Genomic DNA, 14142 nt, shown 5'->3' on the forward strand with positions numbered 1-14142 from the left:
AATGATGAAGTCCGTGACCAGCACACCCGTTGCACGACCAGACGAGGTGCGCCGGCACAACCGCACGACCCTGCTCCGGTTGCTGCACGTCAGCGGCCCGAGCACCAGGGCGACCCTGGCCACCGAGCTGGGGCTCAACCGCAGCACCATCAAGACCCTCGTCGACGGCCTCGCGGAAGCGGGCGTCGTCGAGGAGAGGGTCCCCAGGCCGGGACGAGGGGCAGGCCGCCCCTCGCTCCTGGTGCTGCCCCAGCCGCACGCGGCGGTGGTGCTCGCGGTCGACCTCCAGGTCGAACACGTGGCGATCGCGCTGGTCGGGTTCGGCGGCCAGATCCTCGGGCGCAACAGCTGGAACCTCCGCGGCCGGATGCGGGAGGCCGACGAGGTGATCACGCACGTGATCGAGTCGACCACCATGCTGGCGGGCGACCTCGGCGTGCAGCCGATCGCCGTGGGGGTGTCCGTGCCCGGCGTCGTCCGCCGGGGCGACGGGCACGTCCACGAGGCGCCCAACCTGCGCTGGACCGACGTGGCGCTCGGGGAACGGCTCGGCGGTGTGCTGCGCGTCCCCGTCCTGGTCGGCAACGACGCCGAACTCGGCGCCATCGCCGAACACCTGCGCGGTGCCGCGCGGGGCTCCTCCGACGCCGTGTACGTCTCCGCCGACGTCGGGGTCGGGGGAGGGATCATCGCGGACGGCTCGTCGCTGCGCGGCGGCTCCGGGTACGTCGGCGAGATCGGGCACATGGCGATCCGTCCGGGCGGCCGTCCCTGCTACTGCGGGTCGAGCGGCTGCTGGGAGACCGAGGTCGGCGAGGCCGCGCTGTGCCGCGCGCTCGACCTGCCCGAGGACACCCCGCGCGGGGCGATCCTGTTCGAGCTGCGGGAACTGGGCCGGGACCCGCACGCGGCCGAAGAGCGGCTCTCGGAGTTCGCGGAATGGCTGACGCTGGGCCTGGTGAACGTGGTCAACCTGCTCGGCCCGCAGCTGGTGGTGCTGGGCGACCTGCTCACCGTGCTGCCCGATTCGGTCGTGCGGTCGGTGGCGGCCGAGGTCCGGCGGCGGAGTCTCGTCAGCCGCGCCGTGGGCGGGACTCAGATCGTGAGTTCCGCGCTGGGTGCCGACGTGAAGCTGCTGGGTGCCGCCGAGGCGGCCTTCGAGATGATCCTGGACACGGTCTAGGTCCGCAGAAGACCGGAGAGCAGGGCCACCAGAGCGGCGAGGGACTTCTCCTTCGCCGCTTCGGGGTCTTCGGCGTGCGCGATCATCAGCGCGGCCTCCGCGCAGGCACTCAGCACCAATTGCGCCAGCTCCGGGATCGGCGCCTCGATCAGCCGCCCGTCCGCGGCGACGCCTTCCAGGATCTCGGTGATCAGGCCCAGCCCGTACCGGTTCTCCAGCTCGCGCCATTCCTGCCAGCCGAGGACGGAGATGGCGTCGGTGAGCGAGATCCGCACCACCTCGGGCCGCAGGCACAGGTCGAGGAAGCGGCTCAGCGCGCCGAGCGCCGCCGCCCACGGGTCGTCCGTCGAGCGCAGGACGTCCTGGAGCTCCTCGGTGATCTCCGTTTCGATCTGCTCGATCACGGCGCGGAACAGCCCCTGCTTGTCCCCGAAGTGGTGATACAGCGCGCCACGGGTGACACCCGCGGCCCGGACGATCTCGTCGGCGGGCACGGCGGCGTAACCCGGATCGGCGAACAGCGTCCGCGCCGCGGTGATGAGCGCGGTCTGCGTCGACTGCGATCGTTCGGTCTGGCTACGTCGTGGCGTGGGCACGCAGGAATTCCACCACCATGCCGCTCAGCCGCTCCGGCTGGTCCTCCGGCACGAAGGTGTACGAGTCCTCGATCGTCTTCAGTTCCGCGTTCGGCAGGACATCCGCGAGCTTGCGGCCCAGCCACAGCGGGAAGTGCCGGTCCTCGGGCGCCCAGACCAGCAGCACCGGCTTCTCGAACGCGGGCAGCCGTTCAGCCGCCGCCAGCGTGTAGCGCTTGTCGATGCCCGCCATGAAGCGGCGCAGGTCGTCGCGGATCTCCGGGCTCCGCCTGCTGGGCAGCAGGTAGGCATCGAGGATGTGCCCGGGCGCCGGATGCTTGATCGCCCAGACGAAGTTCGTGGCCTTCAGCAGCGCTCGTGACCGCATCACCTGCACGAGTGACCAGGTGCCGCCGGGGATCCGCGCCAGCGGGCTCAGCGCCGCGAACATCGGCGGCAGGAACCGCTCGAAGCAGTCCGACGGCGTCAGCACGACCCGGCCCACCCGGTCCGGGGCCGTGGTCATGAGCAGTTGCGTGAGCGCGCCGCCGGTGTCGTTCGCGACCACGGTGACGTCGGTCAGGTCGAGCGCTTCGAGGAACCGCGCGATGAGCGCGGCGACCCCGGGCGGGCTCAGGTCGGCGCCGGGGACCGGGAGGTCGTGCGAGCCCAGCGGCCAGTCCGGGGTCAGGCAGCGGAAGCCGGCATCCGCGACCGCGGGGACCACCTTGCGCCAGAGCAGGCCGTTGGTCAGCAGTCCGTGCACGAAGACCACGGGAGGGCCTTCGCCGCGGTCGCGGTAGCGGATACGGGCGGCGCCGAGGTCCACCTCGTGCACCTCGCCCAGGAGGTCGCTGGTCGTCATGCCGCTAACATACATTCTGTATGTATGTATTTCTAGAGTAAAAACAGGGCGGCCGGCTCTCTCCCTGGGGAGTAGCCGGCCGCCGGTGGTCGTGGACTGGTGGACTACCGCTGAATGTCCGCGGACATTTCTTTGAGCTTCGTTTCGTGTGCGCGGGCGTGGTGACCACAGAAGAGCAACTCGCCACCGGTGCTGAGAATGGCTCGAACCTGGGCTGCAGCTCCACACCGGTCGCATCGGTCGGCAGCGGTCAGTTCGGGGCGGGTGAGCGTCGGTGAAGTCATTGGAGTCTCCCTCCGTCCCGGCACCGGTGACCCGGTGCCATCGATCCAGCTACGACCACTTCGGCACTGATGCCGGAAACGTTCGTTCCCGGCCCCGCCGTGTTCGTGCTTCCACTCTTCCAGACGTTTGGCGACCCGCAAGTGTTCCCGTGCGGGTGTCTCATTTGTCACTGGTAATTACCTCGGATGCCGTAGCGTAATCACGCAACGTAGGAGAAGACTCCCCGCCGAACCGCCTTTTCCCACGTCAGGCACCATGCGAGGGTGGGTATCGCAGTCGTCCGGAGCCGCCTCTCGGCCATGCCGGCTCCGGTCTTGTTCGTTCTCAGCGGAATTTCGATGTACGCCGGTGCGGCCGTCGCCGTAGGTCTCTTTTCGGTCGCCTCACCCGCGGGGGTGGCATGGCTCCGCTGTCTCGGTGCCGCCGTGGTCCTCCTGGCGTGGCGCAGGCCACCCCGTTCCGCGTGGACCGGCCGCACGTTCCTGCTCGCGGGCGCGTTCGGCATCGTCACCGCCGGGATGAACGTGCTCTTCTACGAGGCGATCGCGCGGCTGCCCCTCGGCACCGCGGTGGCGCTGGAGTTCGCCGGGCCCGTCGTGGTGGCGGCTTTCGGTTCGCGGAGCCGTCGCGACGTCTTCGCGCTGCTGCTGGTGGTGGCCGGGGTGATCGCCATCGCGGACGTCCGGCTCGAAGGCAGCCTGCTCGGCGTGCTCTTCGCGCTGGGCGCGGCCGCTGCCTGGGCCGGGTACATCCTGCTCGGGAAGCGGGTGGCGGTCGGCGGGAACGGGATCGACGGGCTGGCCGTCGGGTTCGCCGTCGGCACCGTGGTGCTGTCGCCGCTGGCGTTCGGCACCGGCGCGGTGTGGGGTTCGCCACGTCTGCTGCTGCTGGGCATCGGGGTGGGCGTGCTCTCGACCGTCGTGCCGTACGCCCTCGACCAGGTGGTCCTGCGCAAGGCCGGGCAGGCGCGGTTCGCGCTGCTGCTCGCGTTGCTGCCGGTCACGGCGGGCGTGGTCGGCTTCCTGTGGCTCAAGCAGGTCCCGGCCCTGCCCGAGGCGCTCGGCACACTGGCCGTCGTCGCCGGGGTGGCGCTGCGCTCGCCGAGGAAAGACGATGGCTCGGCGCCGCTCTGAGCGGGATACTGACCAGCCTGTGGCGCTACCACCATCAGGAGGACCAGTGGCCGAGATCCGGCGGGCCGGCACCGTCGAAGAGGTCGTCGCCGCCGAGCACCTGTTCGACGGCCCCGCGGACCGGGCGGCGTCCGAGAAGTTCCTCGCGGGCGAGGAGAACCACCTGCTGATCGCCTACGAGGACGGTGAACCCGCGGGGATGATCACCGGTACCGAGGTGACGCATCCGGACAAGGGCACCGAGATGTTCCTCAACGAACTCGACGTCAGCCCGGACTACCAGCGGCGCGGGATCGGCCGCGATCTGGTCGACGCGCTGGCCGGGGTCGCGCGGAAACGCGGTTGCCGGGGGATGTGGGTCGGCGTCGAAACGGACAACGAGGCCGCGCTGGCGACCTACGCTTCGGCCGGTGCGGCGAACGAAGGGCGGTTCGTCATGCAGTCGTGGACGTTCGAAGACTGATGTCCTCCGGAATCGACGGCGACCGGACCGGTCTGTCCGGTCGCCGCTGGCTGCCCGGCGGCGAGCATCTCGTCGCCGTCGCACGAGCCGAACTCCCGCAGAAGGACGGGCTCGCCGGGCCGTTCGCGACACTGGCCGCCCTGCGCGCGGCGGGTTTCGGCGTCGCGGACCAGGACGAGGTCGCGGCTCTCGGGGGCACCACCCAAGAAGGTCTGGCGCGGGCGATCGGGACGCTGTCGGGAGGACGGCTCGTCGCGGTGCCCGCCACCGGTGACTGGGCGCCGCAGTCGTTGTTCATGCTCCTGGCCGCGCTCTGGCCTCTGCCGCGGGTCGCGCTGATCGCGGAGGTCGACCCGGCCGAATTCGGCGCGCACGACACCCCGGCGCGAGCGCTGCTCGACTACCTCGACACGGGCGTCCCGCCGCTGTGGTCGTCCCGCTGGCGCCCGGCGACCGCGCATTCCGTACTGGTCGCCGGGATGCGGATCGGCGCCGAAGGAACCCTGGTGTCCATCATGGACGGTTATCCGTCCTTGGGGGACAACGGTTTGCACGACCAGCCGGTGGAATGGCTGGCCGCGGCGCTGTACCGGATGCTGATCGTGGTGGCCGACGGCGACACAGGGACCGCCGTCGCCGCGATCACGACGGCAGGTCTGTGGAGCTGAGATCGTCCTTCGCGAAGCGGGAGTGCTTGCGGCCGTAGAGGACGTAGATCAGCAGACCGAGCGCCATCCACGCGGCGAACCGCAGCCAGGTCATCACGTCCAGGTTGAGCATCAGGTAGAAGCACGCCAGCGCCGCCACGATGGGCAGGTAGGGCGAGAACGGCACGGTGAACGGGCGCTCCAGATCGGGGCGGCGCTTCCGCAGCACCGGGACCGCCACCGCGACGATGATCATCGCCGACAGCGCGCCGATGCTGACCATGTCGGCGAGTTCGGAGATCGGCACGAACGCGGCCAGCAGCGCGATCAGCACGGCGCCGGCGATGGTCATCCGGTGCGGGGTTCCCCAGCGCGGATGCGCCGTGCCGAACTTCTTCGGCAGCAGGCCGTCGCGGCCCATCGCGAACCCGATCCGGCCGATCGTCACCAGTTCCACCATCATCACCGACGTCAGCCCGGTGACCGCGCCGAGCGAGATCAGCGCGCCCACCCAGTGCTGCCCGACCCGGTCGAAGGCGTCGGCCAGCGGGGCACCCGTGTCGATTTCGGCGAACGGCACCATCCCGGTCAGCACCAGTGAGACCCCGATGTAGAGCAGGGCGCAGACACCGAGCGCGCCGAGGATCCCGACCCGCAGATCGCGTTTGGGGTTCACGGTCTCCTCGCCGAGGTTGGCGAGCGCCTCGAAACCCGTGTACGCGAAGAAGACGACCGCGGCGGCCGTCACCATCCCGGCGATGCCGTAGACGGACTGTTCGAGACCGAGGACGGCTTGCACGATCGGCTGGTGCAGCGCCCCCGCAGTCTCCGTCGGCGGCTGGGCGGACGGGATGAACGGCGTGAGGTTCTCGCCGCGGATGTAGAACACGCCGACCCCGAGGATCAGCACGCACACCGCGACCTTGACCAGCACGAGCAGATTCGTCACCCGCGCCGATTCCTTGATCCCGATGACGGCGATCACGGTCAGCACGGCGATGATCGCGACCGCGCCGATGTTCACTTTCGCGTCTTCGCCGAACCAGTCGGGCGAAAGTCCCATCAGATTCGCGAGGTACCCGGACCAGCCGCGCGACACGACGGCCGCGCCGAGGGCGAACTCGAGCAGCAGATCCCAGCCGATGATCCAGGCGAACGTCTCGCCGAGCGTGGCGAATGCGTAGGTGTACGCGCTTCCGGCCGTCGGCACGCTGGAGGCGAGTTCGGCGTAACAGAGAGCGGCCAGCCCGGCCACGACGGCGCCGAGCACGAACGACAGCGTGACCGACGGGCCCGCGTGGGTCTTCGCCTCGACACCGGCGAGGGTGAAGATCCCGGTGCCGATGATGATGCCGACCCCGAAACCGATCAGATCGCGCCCGTGCAGGCGTCGTTTCAGCTCACCCGAGTCCTGTCGCTTCAGGACTTCGTCCACGTCCAGAGTTCGCCGCATGAAGGGTCACGCTAGAAGATCGCCGCCCACCTCGCAGATCGGTGGGACGCGCTAGTCCTCCAGGACGACGCCGTTCTCCTGCGCCAGGATCGCCGCCTGCACCCGCGACCGCAGCTCCAGTTTCGTCAGCACCCGCGAAACGTGCGTTTTCACCGTGGTCTCGCCGATGTGCAGCCGCGTGCCGATCTGCGCGTTGGACAGGCCGCCGCCCAGGCACGCCAGGACCTCACGCTCGCGTTCGGTCAGGTCGTCGAGCCCGTCGGGGACGAGGGAAGGTTCGCGGGTCCCCGCGGCGAACGCGGCGATCAGCTTCCGCGTCACCTGCGGGGCGAGCACCCCTTCGCCCGCCGCGACCAGTTTCACCGCCTCGATCAGCCGCGACGCCTCCACCGACTTCAGCAGGAACCCGGCCGCTCCGGCCCGCAGCGCGGCGTGGACGTACTCGTCGAGGTCGAAGGTGGTCAGCACGAGGACTTCGCACAAGCCCTCCGCGATCAGTTCCCGCGTGGCCGCGATGCCGTCGACGCCGGGCATTCGCACGTCCATCAGCACGACGTCCGGCTTCAGCGCCTTCGCCTGCCGGACGGCGGTGGCGCCGTCCGCGGCCTCGCCGATCACCTCGATGCCCTCGGCGTTGCCGAGGATCATCATCAACCCGGCACGGATCGCGCCGTGGTCGTCGGCGACCAGCACTTTGATGTTCCCGTCGCTCAAGACCCCTCCAGAGGCAGTTCGGCGCGGACCAGCCAGCCACCGCCGGACGGCCCGGCGGCGAGAGTGCCGCCCACCGCGGCGGCGCGTTCCCGCATGTTCAGCAGGCCGAGTCCGGTCCCGCCGTCGTCACCCGAGCCGGAGCCGGGACGGAGATCGTTGCGCACTTCGACGGTGAGTATGCCTCCGTGCGCGCGGATGTCGAGCAGCGCCCGCCCGCCCGCGGCGTGCTTGGCCGCGTTGGTGAGCGCCTCCTGCGCGATCCGGTACGCGGTCAGATCGATCGCCGCCGGAAGGGCCGGGGACTCGTCCACGATGGACCCGACCTCGACCGCCAGCCCGCTGGCGCGCGCCGATTCGACCAGTTTGGACAGTTCGGCCAGCCGGGCGGGCGCGGTCGCCTCGATCTCGGGGTTCCCGGTGGCGGGATCCGCGCGCAGCAGCCCGATCATCGCGCGCATCTCCTCCAGCGCGCTCACGCTGTTCTCCCGCACCGATTCCAGCACCTTCCTGGACAGCTGCGGGTCGGCGGTGGACATCGTCAGGGCGGCCTCGGACTGGATGGCGATCGCCGACAGGTGTCCGGCGATGACGTCGTGCAGGTCCCGCGCCATCTTGGAGCGTTCCCCGGCCACCGCGACCTTCCGGTCCATCTCACCGATCTTGGCCAGCTGCACCGCGTTGGCCCGTTCGTTCTCGGCGATGTCCCGCTGCTGCCGCACGTTCGCCGCCCACCACACCGGGGTGACCAGGAACGGCAGCAGCGCGAACGCGACGATGACCGCGGTCCGCCACTGCGCGGTGAAAAGGAGCGCCAGGCAGACCACCCCGAGCGTCCCCAGCGCGGCGATCCCGATCATCAGCCTGCTGGTGCGCCGCGAACCGTAGAGCGTCGCCGCGTACAGGAAGTCCGTGAAGACGACGATGATCGGCAGCGAGGGGCCGAAAGTGGCGTCCACGCCGACCACGACCAGCGAGCACAGCAGTGCCAGCGGGACCCTGCGGCGCAGGACCTGCAGCGAGCACAGCACGGTCAGTTCGGTCAGCCGGATCCACAGTGGCGTCGTGTCCGGGCCGTTGAGCAGTACCTGCATCCCGCTGAGGTAGACGAGGACCCCGAGCACCCACGTACCCGCCGCGATGACGAGGTCCTGCTTCCACAGGGGAAGGTGGCGCAGGCGCGGGAAGAACGTGGGCACCCGTCCATCCCAGCACACCGGGCCGCGCGGCGGGGTCCTACTAACTGATGACGGTGATCTCGTGCCGTACGCCGACGCGGAGCCGCCGGACGCGAGCCAGACTCGGACCGTGAACAAGATCCTGGACTTCATCGCGGAAAACCCCATGGCGGCCGTGGTCGCCGGCGGGGAGATCGGCTTCTGGGTCGCCATCGTCGCCGGCCTGGTGGCCCGCTATCTGTTCAAGCTGAAGCGGACGAGCATCGTGCTCCTGCTCCTGACCCCGGTGATCGACCTCGTCGTCCTGGTCGCGACGGTCATCGATCTGCAAAACGGCGCGAAGGCGAACTTCGTGCACGGTCTCGCCGCGGTGTACCTGGGCTTCAGCGTGGTGTTCGGGCACTCGATGATCAAGTGGGCCGACGTGCGCTTCGCCCACCGGTTCGCGGGCGGGCCGCCACCGCCGCCCAAGCCGAGGGGCCGGGCGAAGGCGCGTGCCGAATGGCATGACTGGTTCAAATGCGTGCTGGCCTGCGGGCTCGCCGCGGGGGTGCTGCTCCTGCTGATCGCCATGGTCGGCGACACCGAGCAGGTCGACCCGCTGTGGGGCTGGCTGCCGAGGCTGGGCGTCGTGACGGCCATCTGGTTCGCCACCGGCCCGCTGTGGCAGGAGCTGTCCCCCAAGGACGACGACCGGGTCAAGGAAGGGGCGCGACGATGATCGAGCTGCTGGGAATCCTCCTGCTGGTGCAGGGCGGGGGCGGGCTGATCAACCGGCTGCTGGGCAGCAGCAACCCGAGCTGGTTCGTCCAGCTCCATCTGCTCCCGCCGGGGATGCACGTCGTGGCGAGCGCGCTGATGGTGGCCGCGGGCGTGGGGGTGCTGTTCTCCGAACGCGCCCGCAAGCAGCGCCGCCGGTCAGAGTGACACGAGCACCTGCAGGACGCCGAGGACGATGGTGACGACCGTCAGCACGACGGTCACCACGGTGAGCCGCGTGACCCGCGCGCTCACCGTGTTCTCGTAGGCGTACCTGGTCTCCTCGTCCATCGCCTCGGCCTGGCGGTCGAGCTGGGCGATGATCCGCTCCACGCCCATGCTGGTGACCAGGCGGCGCTCCAGCGAGTCGACCTCGGGCGGGAGCACCGAATGCAGCATTTCGAGGATGTCGTCGAGTGAGCCCCGGAGCAGCCGGGTGCGGCTCGCGCCCTTCCTGATCGACGCCAGCCATTGGTCGGCCAGCGCCATCCGGATCAGGACCCGTTCGAGGATGAAGAGCATCCCGTGGTCGAGCCCGCCGATGTCGCTGTCGATGCCGAAGTACGGTTCGGCCGCGCCGAACGGGCCGCGCATCAGCTCGTCCTGGCGCTCGACGTACTCGGAATCCTTGCTGTTGAGGCAGACGATCCCGCCCGCCATCGTGTACGCGGCGACGAAGGACCGCGTGCCCCAAGACGGGCCGAGCGCGTCCCTGGCGACCTCGCGGGGTACGAATCGCCAGCCCTCGTCGCTGGTCGCCATCCCGTAGTACGGCCGGGGATCGGCGGCGACCCGCTGGGCGGGCGGATGCCCGTCGTGGGACCGCAGCTCGACGCACCAGCCCTTGCGGCCGAGCCCCTCGCTCAGGCCGCAGCCCTTGGTCAGGTCCTCGAAGATGTGGGTGACGGCCTTGAGCAGCGAGGGGAAGGACTTCTCGCCGTAGCCGCCGTGCAGCCCGGCCTCCCCGTTCGTCGTCTCGCGGCCTTGGAGGCTCTGCAGCACGGCGATGGCGAGATCGAATTCGGCGGCGGGCCCGTCCACGGCCGGTCCGGTGACCGTGGTGGCGAGGACCAGCGTCATCGCGTGATAGGCCGGATGCCAGGTGACGACGAGTTCGCACGGCAGGCTGACCCCGCCGACACGGATCGACAGCCGCGAACCGCCGGTGCGCTTCCGTAGCACGCGACGGAGCGGCGGAGTGGTGTAGCTGGTGAGGAAGTTCTCCGCGGCCGCCCATTCTTCGCCGAGCTTCCCGTCGAGGTGGACCAGCAGGCCGCGATCCCGGCCGCCGTCCAGCACCTTCGCCGCCTCCCGCTCGGACAGCGGGACAGCCCAGGCGAAAGTGAGGAGTACCGCGGTCACGCGCGTTCGCGGCGCAGCAGGGTGACCAGATCCCGGCCGAGATGGCGGCGCAGCGGGCCGGAGGCGTTGACCAGCTCGTCGCGGTCGATGTGCTCGTCGGTGGGACCGAGGTCGTCGAGGACGTGGTAGGTCCACTCCCACTCGGTGCGCCAGCCCGCCGCGGTGGCGTCGGCGGTGACCTCCGCCGGGTCGAGGTAGTGGACGGGGAGCGCCGGGCCATCGCCGTCACGCAACGCCTTGTCGAACTCTTCGCGCGACACGCGGCGGGAGCGGACCTCTCCACCGGCCTCGACGCTGTCGAGGCTGAACGCGCCTTGCCCGATCGGCGACCGGCTGTGGGCCAGCACCAGCGCGCCGCCGGGCGCGGTGATCGCGGCCAGCCGTCGCAGGATCGGCACGACGTCCGGCGTCGGCACGTGCTGGATGACGTGACTGCAGATCACGAGGTCGTACGGACCGCCGCCCAGCTCGGTGATCGGTGAGACGGTGAAGGAGAACGCGGTGTCCTCGACGACGGTCTCGCTCGCCTTCGCGAGCCTGTCCGGGTCGGGGTCCGCGGCGGTGATGTCCGCGGAGAAACCGGCGAGCCAGGGGAGGAGGCGGCCCTCGCCGCAGCCCGCGTCGAGCGCCTTGACCTTTTCGCGCGGGCCGAGGATCCCGGCGAGCTTCCCGGCGACCTTCCCGAGCGCGCGGTCCTCACTGGCCGTCCAGTAGCCGTCGTAGGGCTCGTGCCGTCGGATGAACGTCCCGGTGACGTGGTCGCCGGTGTCCGGGTAGCGGTAGCTCTCGGTCAGCACGTCGCGAATATAGCCGGATTCGCGGGGTTCTCCGGCCCTCCGCGCGGGATTACCATGAGGCGTGGCCACCGGGCCTGTCGCGCTGTACACCGTTGTCGCCGTGGCGCCGTCGGTTCTTTTCTGGTGCGCGCTCAAAGCACCCGCCGTGCTGCGCTGGTGGCGCCGTCGCCGCGAACCGGAGATCCCGGCCGGGCCGCCCATCGAGAAACTCGCCGCCGATCTCCGCCGCGTGCACCGGCTGCTGGCGGAGCTGCCTTCCGGCACCTCCGCTGTCCGCCGATACGGCACCCGGCAGGCGTACGACGCGCTGCTCGTCCAGGCATGCCGGGAGGTCGAGGTCGACCATCGGCTGGACGAGTTGCCGGAGGGTTTCGACCGCGGGATCGAGCGGCTGCGGGTCGAGGAATCCTTGGCCGAACGCGGGTTTTCCGTGTCCTGACGCGTTTGTATCGAAAGTATGCGCGCGGCCGGGAGGCTCGCGGACATGAAGAGGCTGGGACTACTCGCTTCACTTCTGCTGGTGTTCGCCCTCGTCCCCGGGGTCGCCTCCGCCGCGGCCGCGTTCCCGAGGATGGACGCGGCCACGGTCGACGGCTACCGCTGGACGCCGGGTTCGGCCTTCGACGTCTACGGCGCCCGGATCGCCGCGCTGGAGAAAAAGCTCCCGCCGCGCGGCCTGCCGGAGATCCTGTCGTCGGCCAACCGGAAGGCGCGGCCGCTGTGCCACGGCACGTATCTCGCGGCCGCGCTGAAACCGGCGGGATTTTGCTGGGAGGACGCGGGCGACGACAAGACCAACGACTGGATCCCGCAGGGACTGACCGGTTCCGGTGACGCCGACGCGGCGACCGGCAAGGTCGGCGGCAAGCGGGTCGTGGCGACGTCCTGGCACACCCCCGGCGACACCATGGTCCGGCTGTCCTTTGTGGACGCGACCGGACTGGGGTACCGGCACGTCCTGCTCGTCGAGCCCACGTCGGACGACAACTTCGCCGTCGTGCAGGGACACGGGCACGGGATGACCTGGATCGGGAACCGGCTGTTCGTCGCGACGACCGGGGGAGTGGTGCGGGTCTTCGACACGACGCACTTCTGGAAGGTCGACGACAGTTCCGGTGTCGTCGGGAAGGGCCCGGACGGCAAGTACCACGCGGCGTTCTACGACTACGCGATGCCGCAGGTCGGGGCCTACTGGTACCCCGGCGGCGGAACGTGCACCACCGCGACCGGGCCGCGGCCGTGTCTGTCGACGATGTCTTTCGACCACGGTGACAGCTCGATCGTGACCTCCGAACACGTGCCCAAGGCGGCGGGCAGCCGGGTGCTGCGGTGGCCGTTCGACCGCGCGACCGGCCTGCCGAAGCTGTCGGCCGACGGCACCGTGCACGCGAAGGAAGGATTCGTGTCGCCGGTGTGGGGCATGCAGGGAACGGTGGCGCGCAACGGGTACTTCGTGATGACTGGCACCTGCCCCGAGTACGCCGGGGTGGCGGGCGACCATCCGGCGTGCCTGCACGGTGGCGTCGGCGGCACCTCGACGTCGCGGCTGAGCGGGAAGGCTCCGGTGAACTCCCAGAACCTGTCGTACTGGCCGGCGACGGGGGAGCTGTGGCTGATGAACGAGCAGCTCCGGGAACGGGTGACCGTGCACGTCCCGTGGACCACGCTGACCGGCAGGCCCTGAGCTCATGGGGTGAAGGACGCCTGCGCCCAGCTGATGCCCCCAATGCCACATTGGGGGCACTGAGGGCATCGACCGTGACGTGTTCCCGTGTCCTGAAGGCCACCTTTGAGACGTTGACCGTCTCAAAGGTGGCCTTCAGGACAGCCTGCGGAAGTAGCGGCAGGCCCTGAGCTCATGGGGCGAAGTCCCAGCGCGTGGCGCCGTACGGTTCGGCACCCGCCACGCCGATGGCGCGGTGCAGGGTGAGGCGGTACAGGTGCCACGGCGGGGCTCCCGCGCTGGGCGCGCTGAAAGGAGCCGTGAGCGCGTCGCCCTCCACCGTCGCGGGCCAGCCGCCCGTCCGGTAGACCGCCGCCACCCGCTCCATCGTCGCGGTGTCGGTGACCCGGTGCGCCTCGCCTTCCAGCGTGAGGTCGATTCCCCGCAGGCGCACCGAAACGGCGCATGCCGGGTTCACCGCCAGGTTGCGGGACCGGCGGGTGCCCGGCCCGCCCTTGAAGTACAGGGTGTCGTCCACCCAGACGGCCCCGACACCCGCCGAATGCGGCCGCCCGTCGGGTCGCACGGTCGTCACGAAGAAGGTCAGGTCGGCGGTGGGGGTGTCCTCGGCGAGGATGTCGCGGGGACGGCTCCAGGGCAATTCCGCGGAGCCGTGGCGGTCGAGGTTCTTGGTCGCGTGAGGTTTCGTCATACCCACGCGTCGAACGGGCGGGCCGCGAATCGACAGCGAACGCGAAAAACGGCTTGGGGTTCGGCGCGACACACCGGGAACTCAACGGCGTTTGCCGTTGCCGACTGGATTGACGACAACCGAGCGGACACGAGTGCAGCGTTCTCCGAAGTTGACTCTCCGGGTGTCGGCTGCCGCCAGGCTGGCTGGTCTTGTGCTCTTCCGCGTGCGCTCGATCAGGTCTCGTGCGACGTGCATCGCGGAAGCCGCATCCTTTTGCCTGGTGAGTCGGCATAGTTCTGCGAGGAGAGCTGCCCTCTTCAAGCCGCGTTGTGCCTGTACGCGTGGAGGCTGACAGTAGCTGTCGAGCACGGCGC

At 70.0% G+C, this 14142-nt stretch carries 17 protein-coding genes; 8 read left to right on the forward strand and 9 right to left on the reverse strand.

Annotated features, from left to right (window positions below):
- Position 1: 1 nt before the first annotated feature.
- On the forward strand, positions 2-1183 hold the full coding sequence (locus ACZ5IK_RS12640) for an ROK family transcriptional regulator (protein ID WP_101606588.1): 1182 nt from the start codon (positions 2-4) through the stop codon (positions 1181-1183).
- Here ACZ5IK_RS12640 and ACZ5IK_RS12645 read toward each other — a convergent pair.
- The 3 genes from ACZ5IK_RS12645 to ACZ5IK_RS12655 all read right to left on the reverse strand — a co-directional run bounded on the left by ACZ5IK_RS12645 (position 1180) and on the right by ACZ5IK_RS12655 (position 2907).
- The gene (locus tag ACZ5IK_RS12645) at positions 1180-1779 is read right to left on the reverse strand and encodes a TetR/AcrR family transcriptional regulator (RefSeq protein WP_465487818.1); all 600 of its coding nucleotides are present in this window, start codon (positions 1777-1779) and stop codon (positions 1180-1182) included. The two genes, ACZ5IK_RS12640 and ACZ5IK_RS12645, sit on opposite strands and share 4 nt — an antisense overlap.
- On the reverse strand, positions 1760-2623 hold the full coding sequence (locus ACZ5IK_RS12650) for an alpha/beta fold hydrolase (protein WP_465487819.1): 864 nt from the start codon (positions 2621-2623) through the stop codon (positions 1760-1762). The genes ACZ5IK_RS12645 and ACZ5IK_RS12650 overlap by 20 nt, the downstream gene beginning before the upstream one ends.
- A 104-nt stretch (positions 2624-2727) precedes the next feature.
- On the reverse strand, positions 2728-2907 hold the full coding sequence (locus tag ACZ5IK_RS12655; RefSeq protein ID WP_016332937.1) for a DUF7455 domain-containing protein: 180 nt from the start codon (positions 2905-2907) through the stop codon (positions 2728-2730).
- A 339-nt stretch (positions 2908-3246) separates the two neighbouring features.
- On the opposite strand from ACZ5IK_RS12655, the gene ACZ5IK_RS12660 reads away from it, so the two are divergent.
- The 3 genes from ACZ5IK_RS12660 to ACZ5IK_RS12670 are packed head-to-tail and all read left to right on the forward strand — an operon-like array spanning position 3247 to position 5172.
- The gene (locus ACZ5IK_RS12660) at positions 3247-4041 is read left to right on the forward strand and encodes an EamA family transporter (RefSeq protein ID WP_101606590.1); all 795 of its coding nucleotides are present in this window, start codon (positions 3247-3249) and stop codon (positions 4039-4041) included.
- A 46-nt stretch (positions 4042-4087) separates the two neighbouring features.
- On the forward strand, positions 4088-4504 hold the full coding sequence (locus ACZ5IK_RS12665; protein WP_465487820.1) for a GNAT family N-acetyltransferase: 417 nt from the start codon (positions 4088-4090) through the stop codon (positions 4502-4504).
- On the forward strand, positions 4504-5172 hold the full coding sequence (locus ACZ5IK_RS12670) for a DUF6885 family protein (RefSeq protein ID WP_465488017.1): 669 nt from the start codon (positions 4504-4506) through the stop codon (positions 5170-5172). Before ACZ5IK_RS12665 ends, ACZ5IK_RS12670 begins: the two co-directional genes overlap by 1 nt.
- Here ACZ5IK_RS12670 and ACZ5IK_RS12675 read toward each other — a convergent pair.
- From ACZ5IK_RS12675 to ACZ5IK_RS12685, 3 genes are all read right to left on the reverse strand, one after another.
- On the reverse strand, positions 5147-6586 hold the full coding sequence (locus ACZ5IK_RS12675) for an APC family permease (protein ID WP_465488018.1): 1440 nt from the start codon (positions 6584-6586) through the stop codon (positions 5147-5149). The two genes, ACZ5IK_RS12670 and ACZ5IK_RS12675, sit on opposite strands and share 26 nt — an antisense overlap.
- 69 nt (positions 6587-6655) lie before the next feature.
- Positions 6656-7318, reverse strand: a complete 663-nt coding sequence (locus ACZ5IK_RS12680) for a response regulator (protein ID WP_465487821.1) — start codon at positions 7316-7318, stop codon at positions 6656-6658.
- Entirely contained in the window at positions 7315-8514 is a 1200-nt protein-coding gene (locus ACZ5IK_RS12685; RefSeq protein ID WP_465487822.1) for a sensor histidine kinase, read from the reverse strand. The genes ACZ5IK_RS12680 and ACZ5IK_RS12685 overlap by 4 nt, the downstream gene beginning before the upstream one ends.
- 109 nt (positions 8515-8623) lie before the next feature.
- On the opposite strand from ACZ5IK_RS12685, the gene ACZ5IK_RS12690 reads away from it, so the two are divergent.
- Both ACZ5IK_RS12690 and ACZ5IK_RS12695 read left to right on the forward strand, forming a co-directional pair.
- A complete protein-coding gene (locus ACZ5IK_RS12690) occupies positions 8624-9214 on the forward strand; it encodes a hypothetical protein (RefSeq protein ID WP_101613062.1) in 591 nt (196 codons plus the stop codon).
- The gene (locus ACZ5IK_RS12695; protein WP_101606595.1) at positions 9211-9420 is read left to right on the forward strand and encodes a hypothetical protein; all 210 of its coding nucleotides are present in this window, start codon (positions 9211-9213) and stop codon (positions 9418-9420) included. Before ACZ5IK_RS12690 ends, ACZ5IK_RS12695 begins: the two co-directional genes overlap by 4 nt.
- On the opposite strand, the gene ACZ5IK_RS12700 is transcribed toward ACZ5IK_RS12695, so the two are convergent.
- Both ACZ5IK_RS12700 and ACZ5IK_RS12705 read right to left on the reverse strand, forming a co-directional pair.
- Entirely contained in the window at positions 9412-10614 is a 1203-nt protein-coding gene (locus ACZ5IK_RS12700; RefSeq protein WP_465487823.1) for a hypothetical protein, read from the reverse strand. The genes ACZ5IK_RS12695 and ACZ5IK_RS12700 overlap by 9 nt on opposite strands.
- Entirely contained in the window at positions 10611-11411 is an 801-nt protein-coding gene (locus tag ACZ5IK_RS12705) for a class I SAM-dependent methyltransferase (protein ID WP_465487824.1), read from the reverse strand. Before ACZ5IK_RS12705 ends, ACZ5IK_RS12700 begins: the two co-directional genes overlap by 4 nt.
- Before the next feature lie 61 nt (positions 11412-11472).
- On the opposite strand from ACZ5IK_RS12705, the gene ACZ5IK_RS12710 reads away from it, so the two are divergent.
- Positions 11473-11850 (forward strand): hypothetical protein, encoded by a 378-nt coding sequence (locus ACZ5IK_RS12710; protein WP_465487825.1) that lies wholly within the window; start codon positions 11473-11475, stop codon positions 11848-11850.
- Between the two features lie 45 nt (positions 11851-11895).
- On the forward strand, positions 11896-13095 hold the full coding sequence (locus tag ACZ5IK_RS12715; RefSeq protein WP_101606598.1) for a hypothetical protein: 1200 nt from the start codon (positions 11896-11898) through the stop codon (positions 13093-13095).
- Between the two features lie 172 nt (positions 13096-13267).
- On the opposite strand, the gene ACZ5IK_RS12720 is transcribed toward ACZ5IK_RS12715, so the two are convergent.
- On the reverse strand, positions 13268-13786 hold the full coding sequence (locus ACZ5IK_RS12720) for a pyridoxamine 5'-phosphate oxidase family protein (protein WP_465487826.1): 519 nt from the start codon (positions 13784-13786) through the stop codon (positions 13268-13270).
- Positions 13787-14142: the final 356 nt, after the last annotated feature.

This window comes from Amycolatopsis sp. NPDC031561, from assembly GCF_055580625.1.

What these genes read in the sequence shown, in the direction of transcription:
- ACZ5IK_RS12640 (WP_101606588.1), top strand. Translation starts at nt 2, where the DNA reads ATGATGAAGTCCGTGACCAGCACACCCGTTGCACGACCAGACGAGGTG.
- ACZ5IK_RS12650 (WP_465487819.1), bottom strand. Translation starts at nt 2,623, where the DNA reads ATGACGACCAGCGACCTCCTGGGCGAGGTGCACGAGGTGGACCTCGGC.
- ACZ5IK_RS12655 (WP_016332937.1), bottom strand. Translation starts at nt 2,907, where the DNA reads ATGACTTCACCGACGCTCACCCGCCCCGAACTGACCGCTGCCGACCGA.
- ACZ5IK_RS12660 (WP_101606590.1), top strand. Translation starts at nt 3,247, where the DNA reads ATGTACGCCGGTGCGGCCGTCGCCGTAGGTCTCTTTTCGGTCGCCTCA.
- ACZ5IK_RS12670 (WP_465488017.1), top strand. Translation starts at nt 4,504, where the DNA reads ATGTCCTCCGGAATCGACGGCGACCGGACCGGTCTGTCCGGTCGCCGC.
- ACZ5IK_RS12695 (WP_101606595.1), top strand. Translation starts at nt 9,211, where the DNA reads ATGATCGAGCTGCTGGGAATCCTCCTGCTGGTGCAGGGCGGGGGCGGG.
- ACZ5IK_RS12715 (WP_101606598.1), top strand. Translation starts at nt 11,896, where the DNA reads ATGAAGAGGCTGGGACTACTCGCTTCACTTCTGCTGGTGTTCGCCCTC.
- ACZ5IK_RS12720 (WP_465487826.1), bottom strand. Translation starts at nt 13,786, where the DNA reads ATGACGAAACCTCACGCGACCAAGAACCTCGACCGCCACGGCTCCGCG.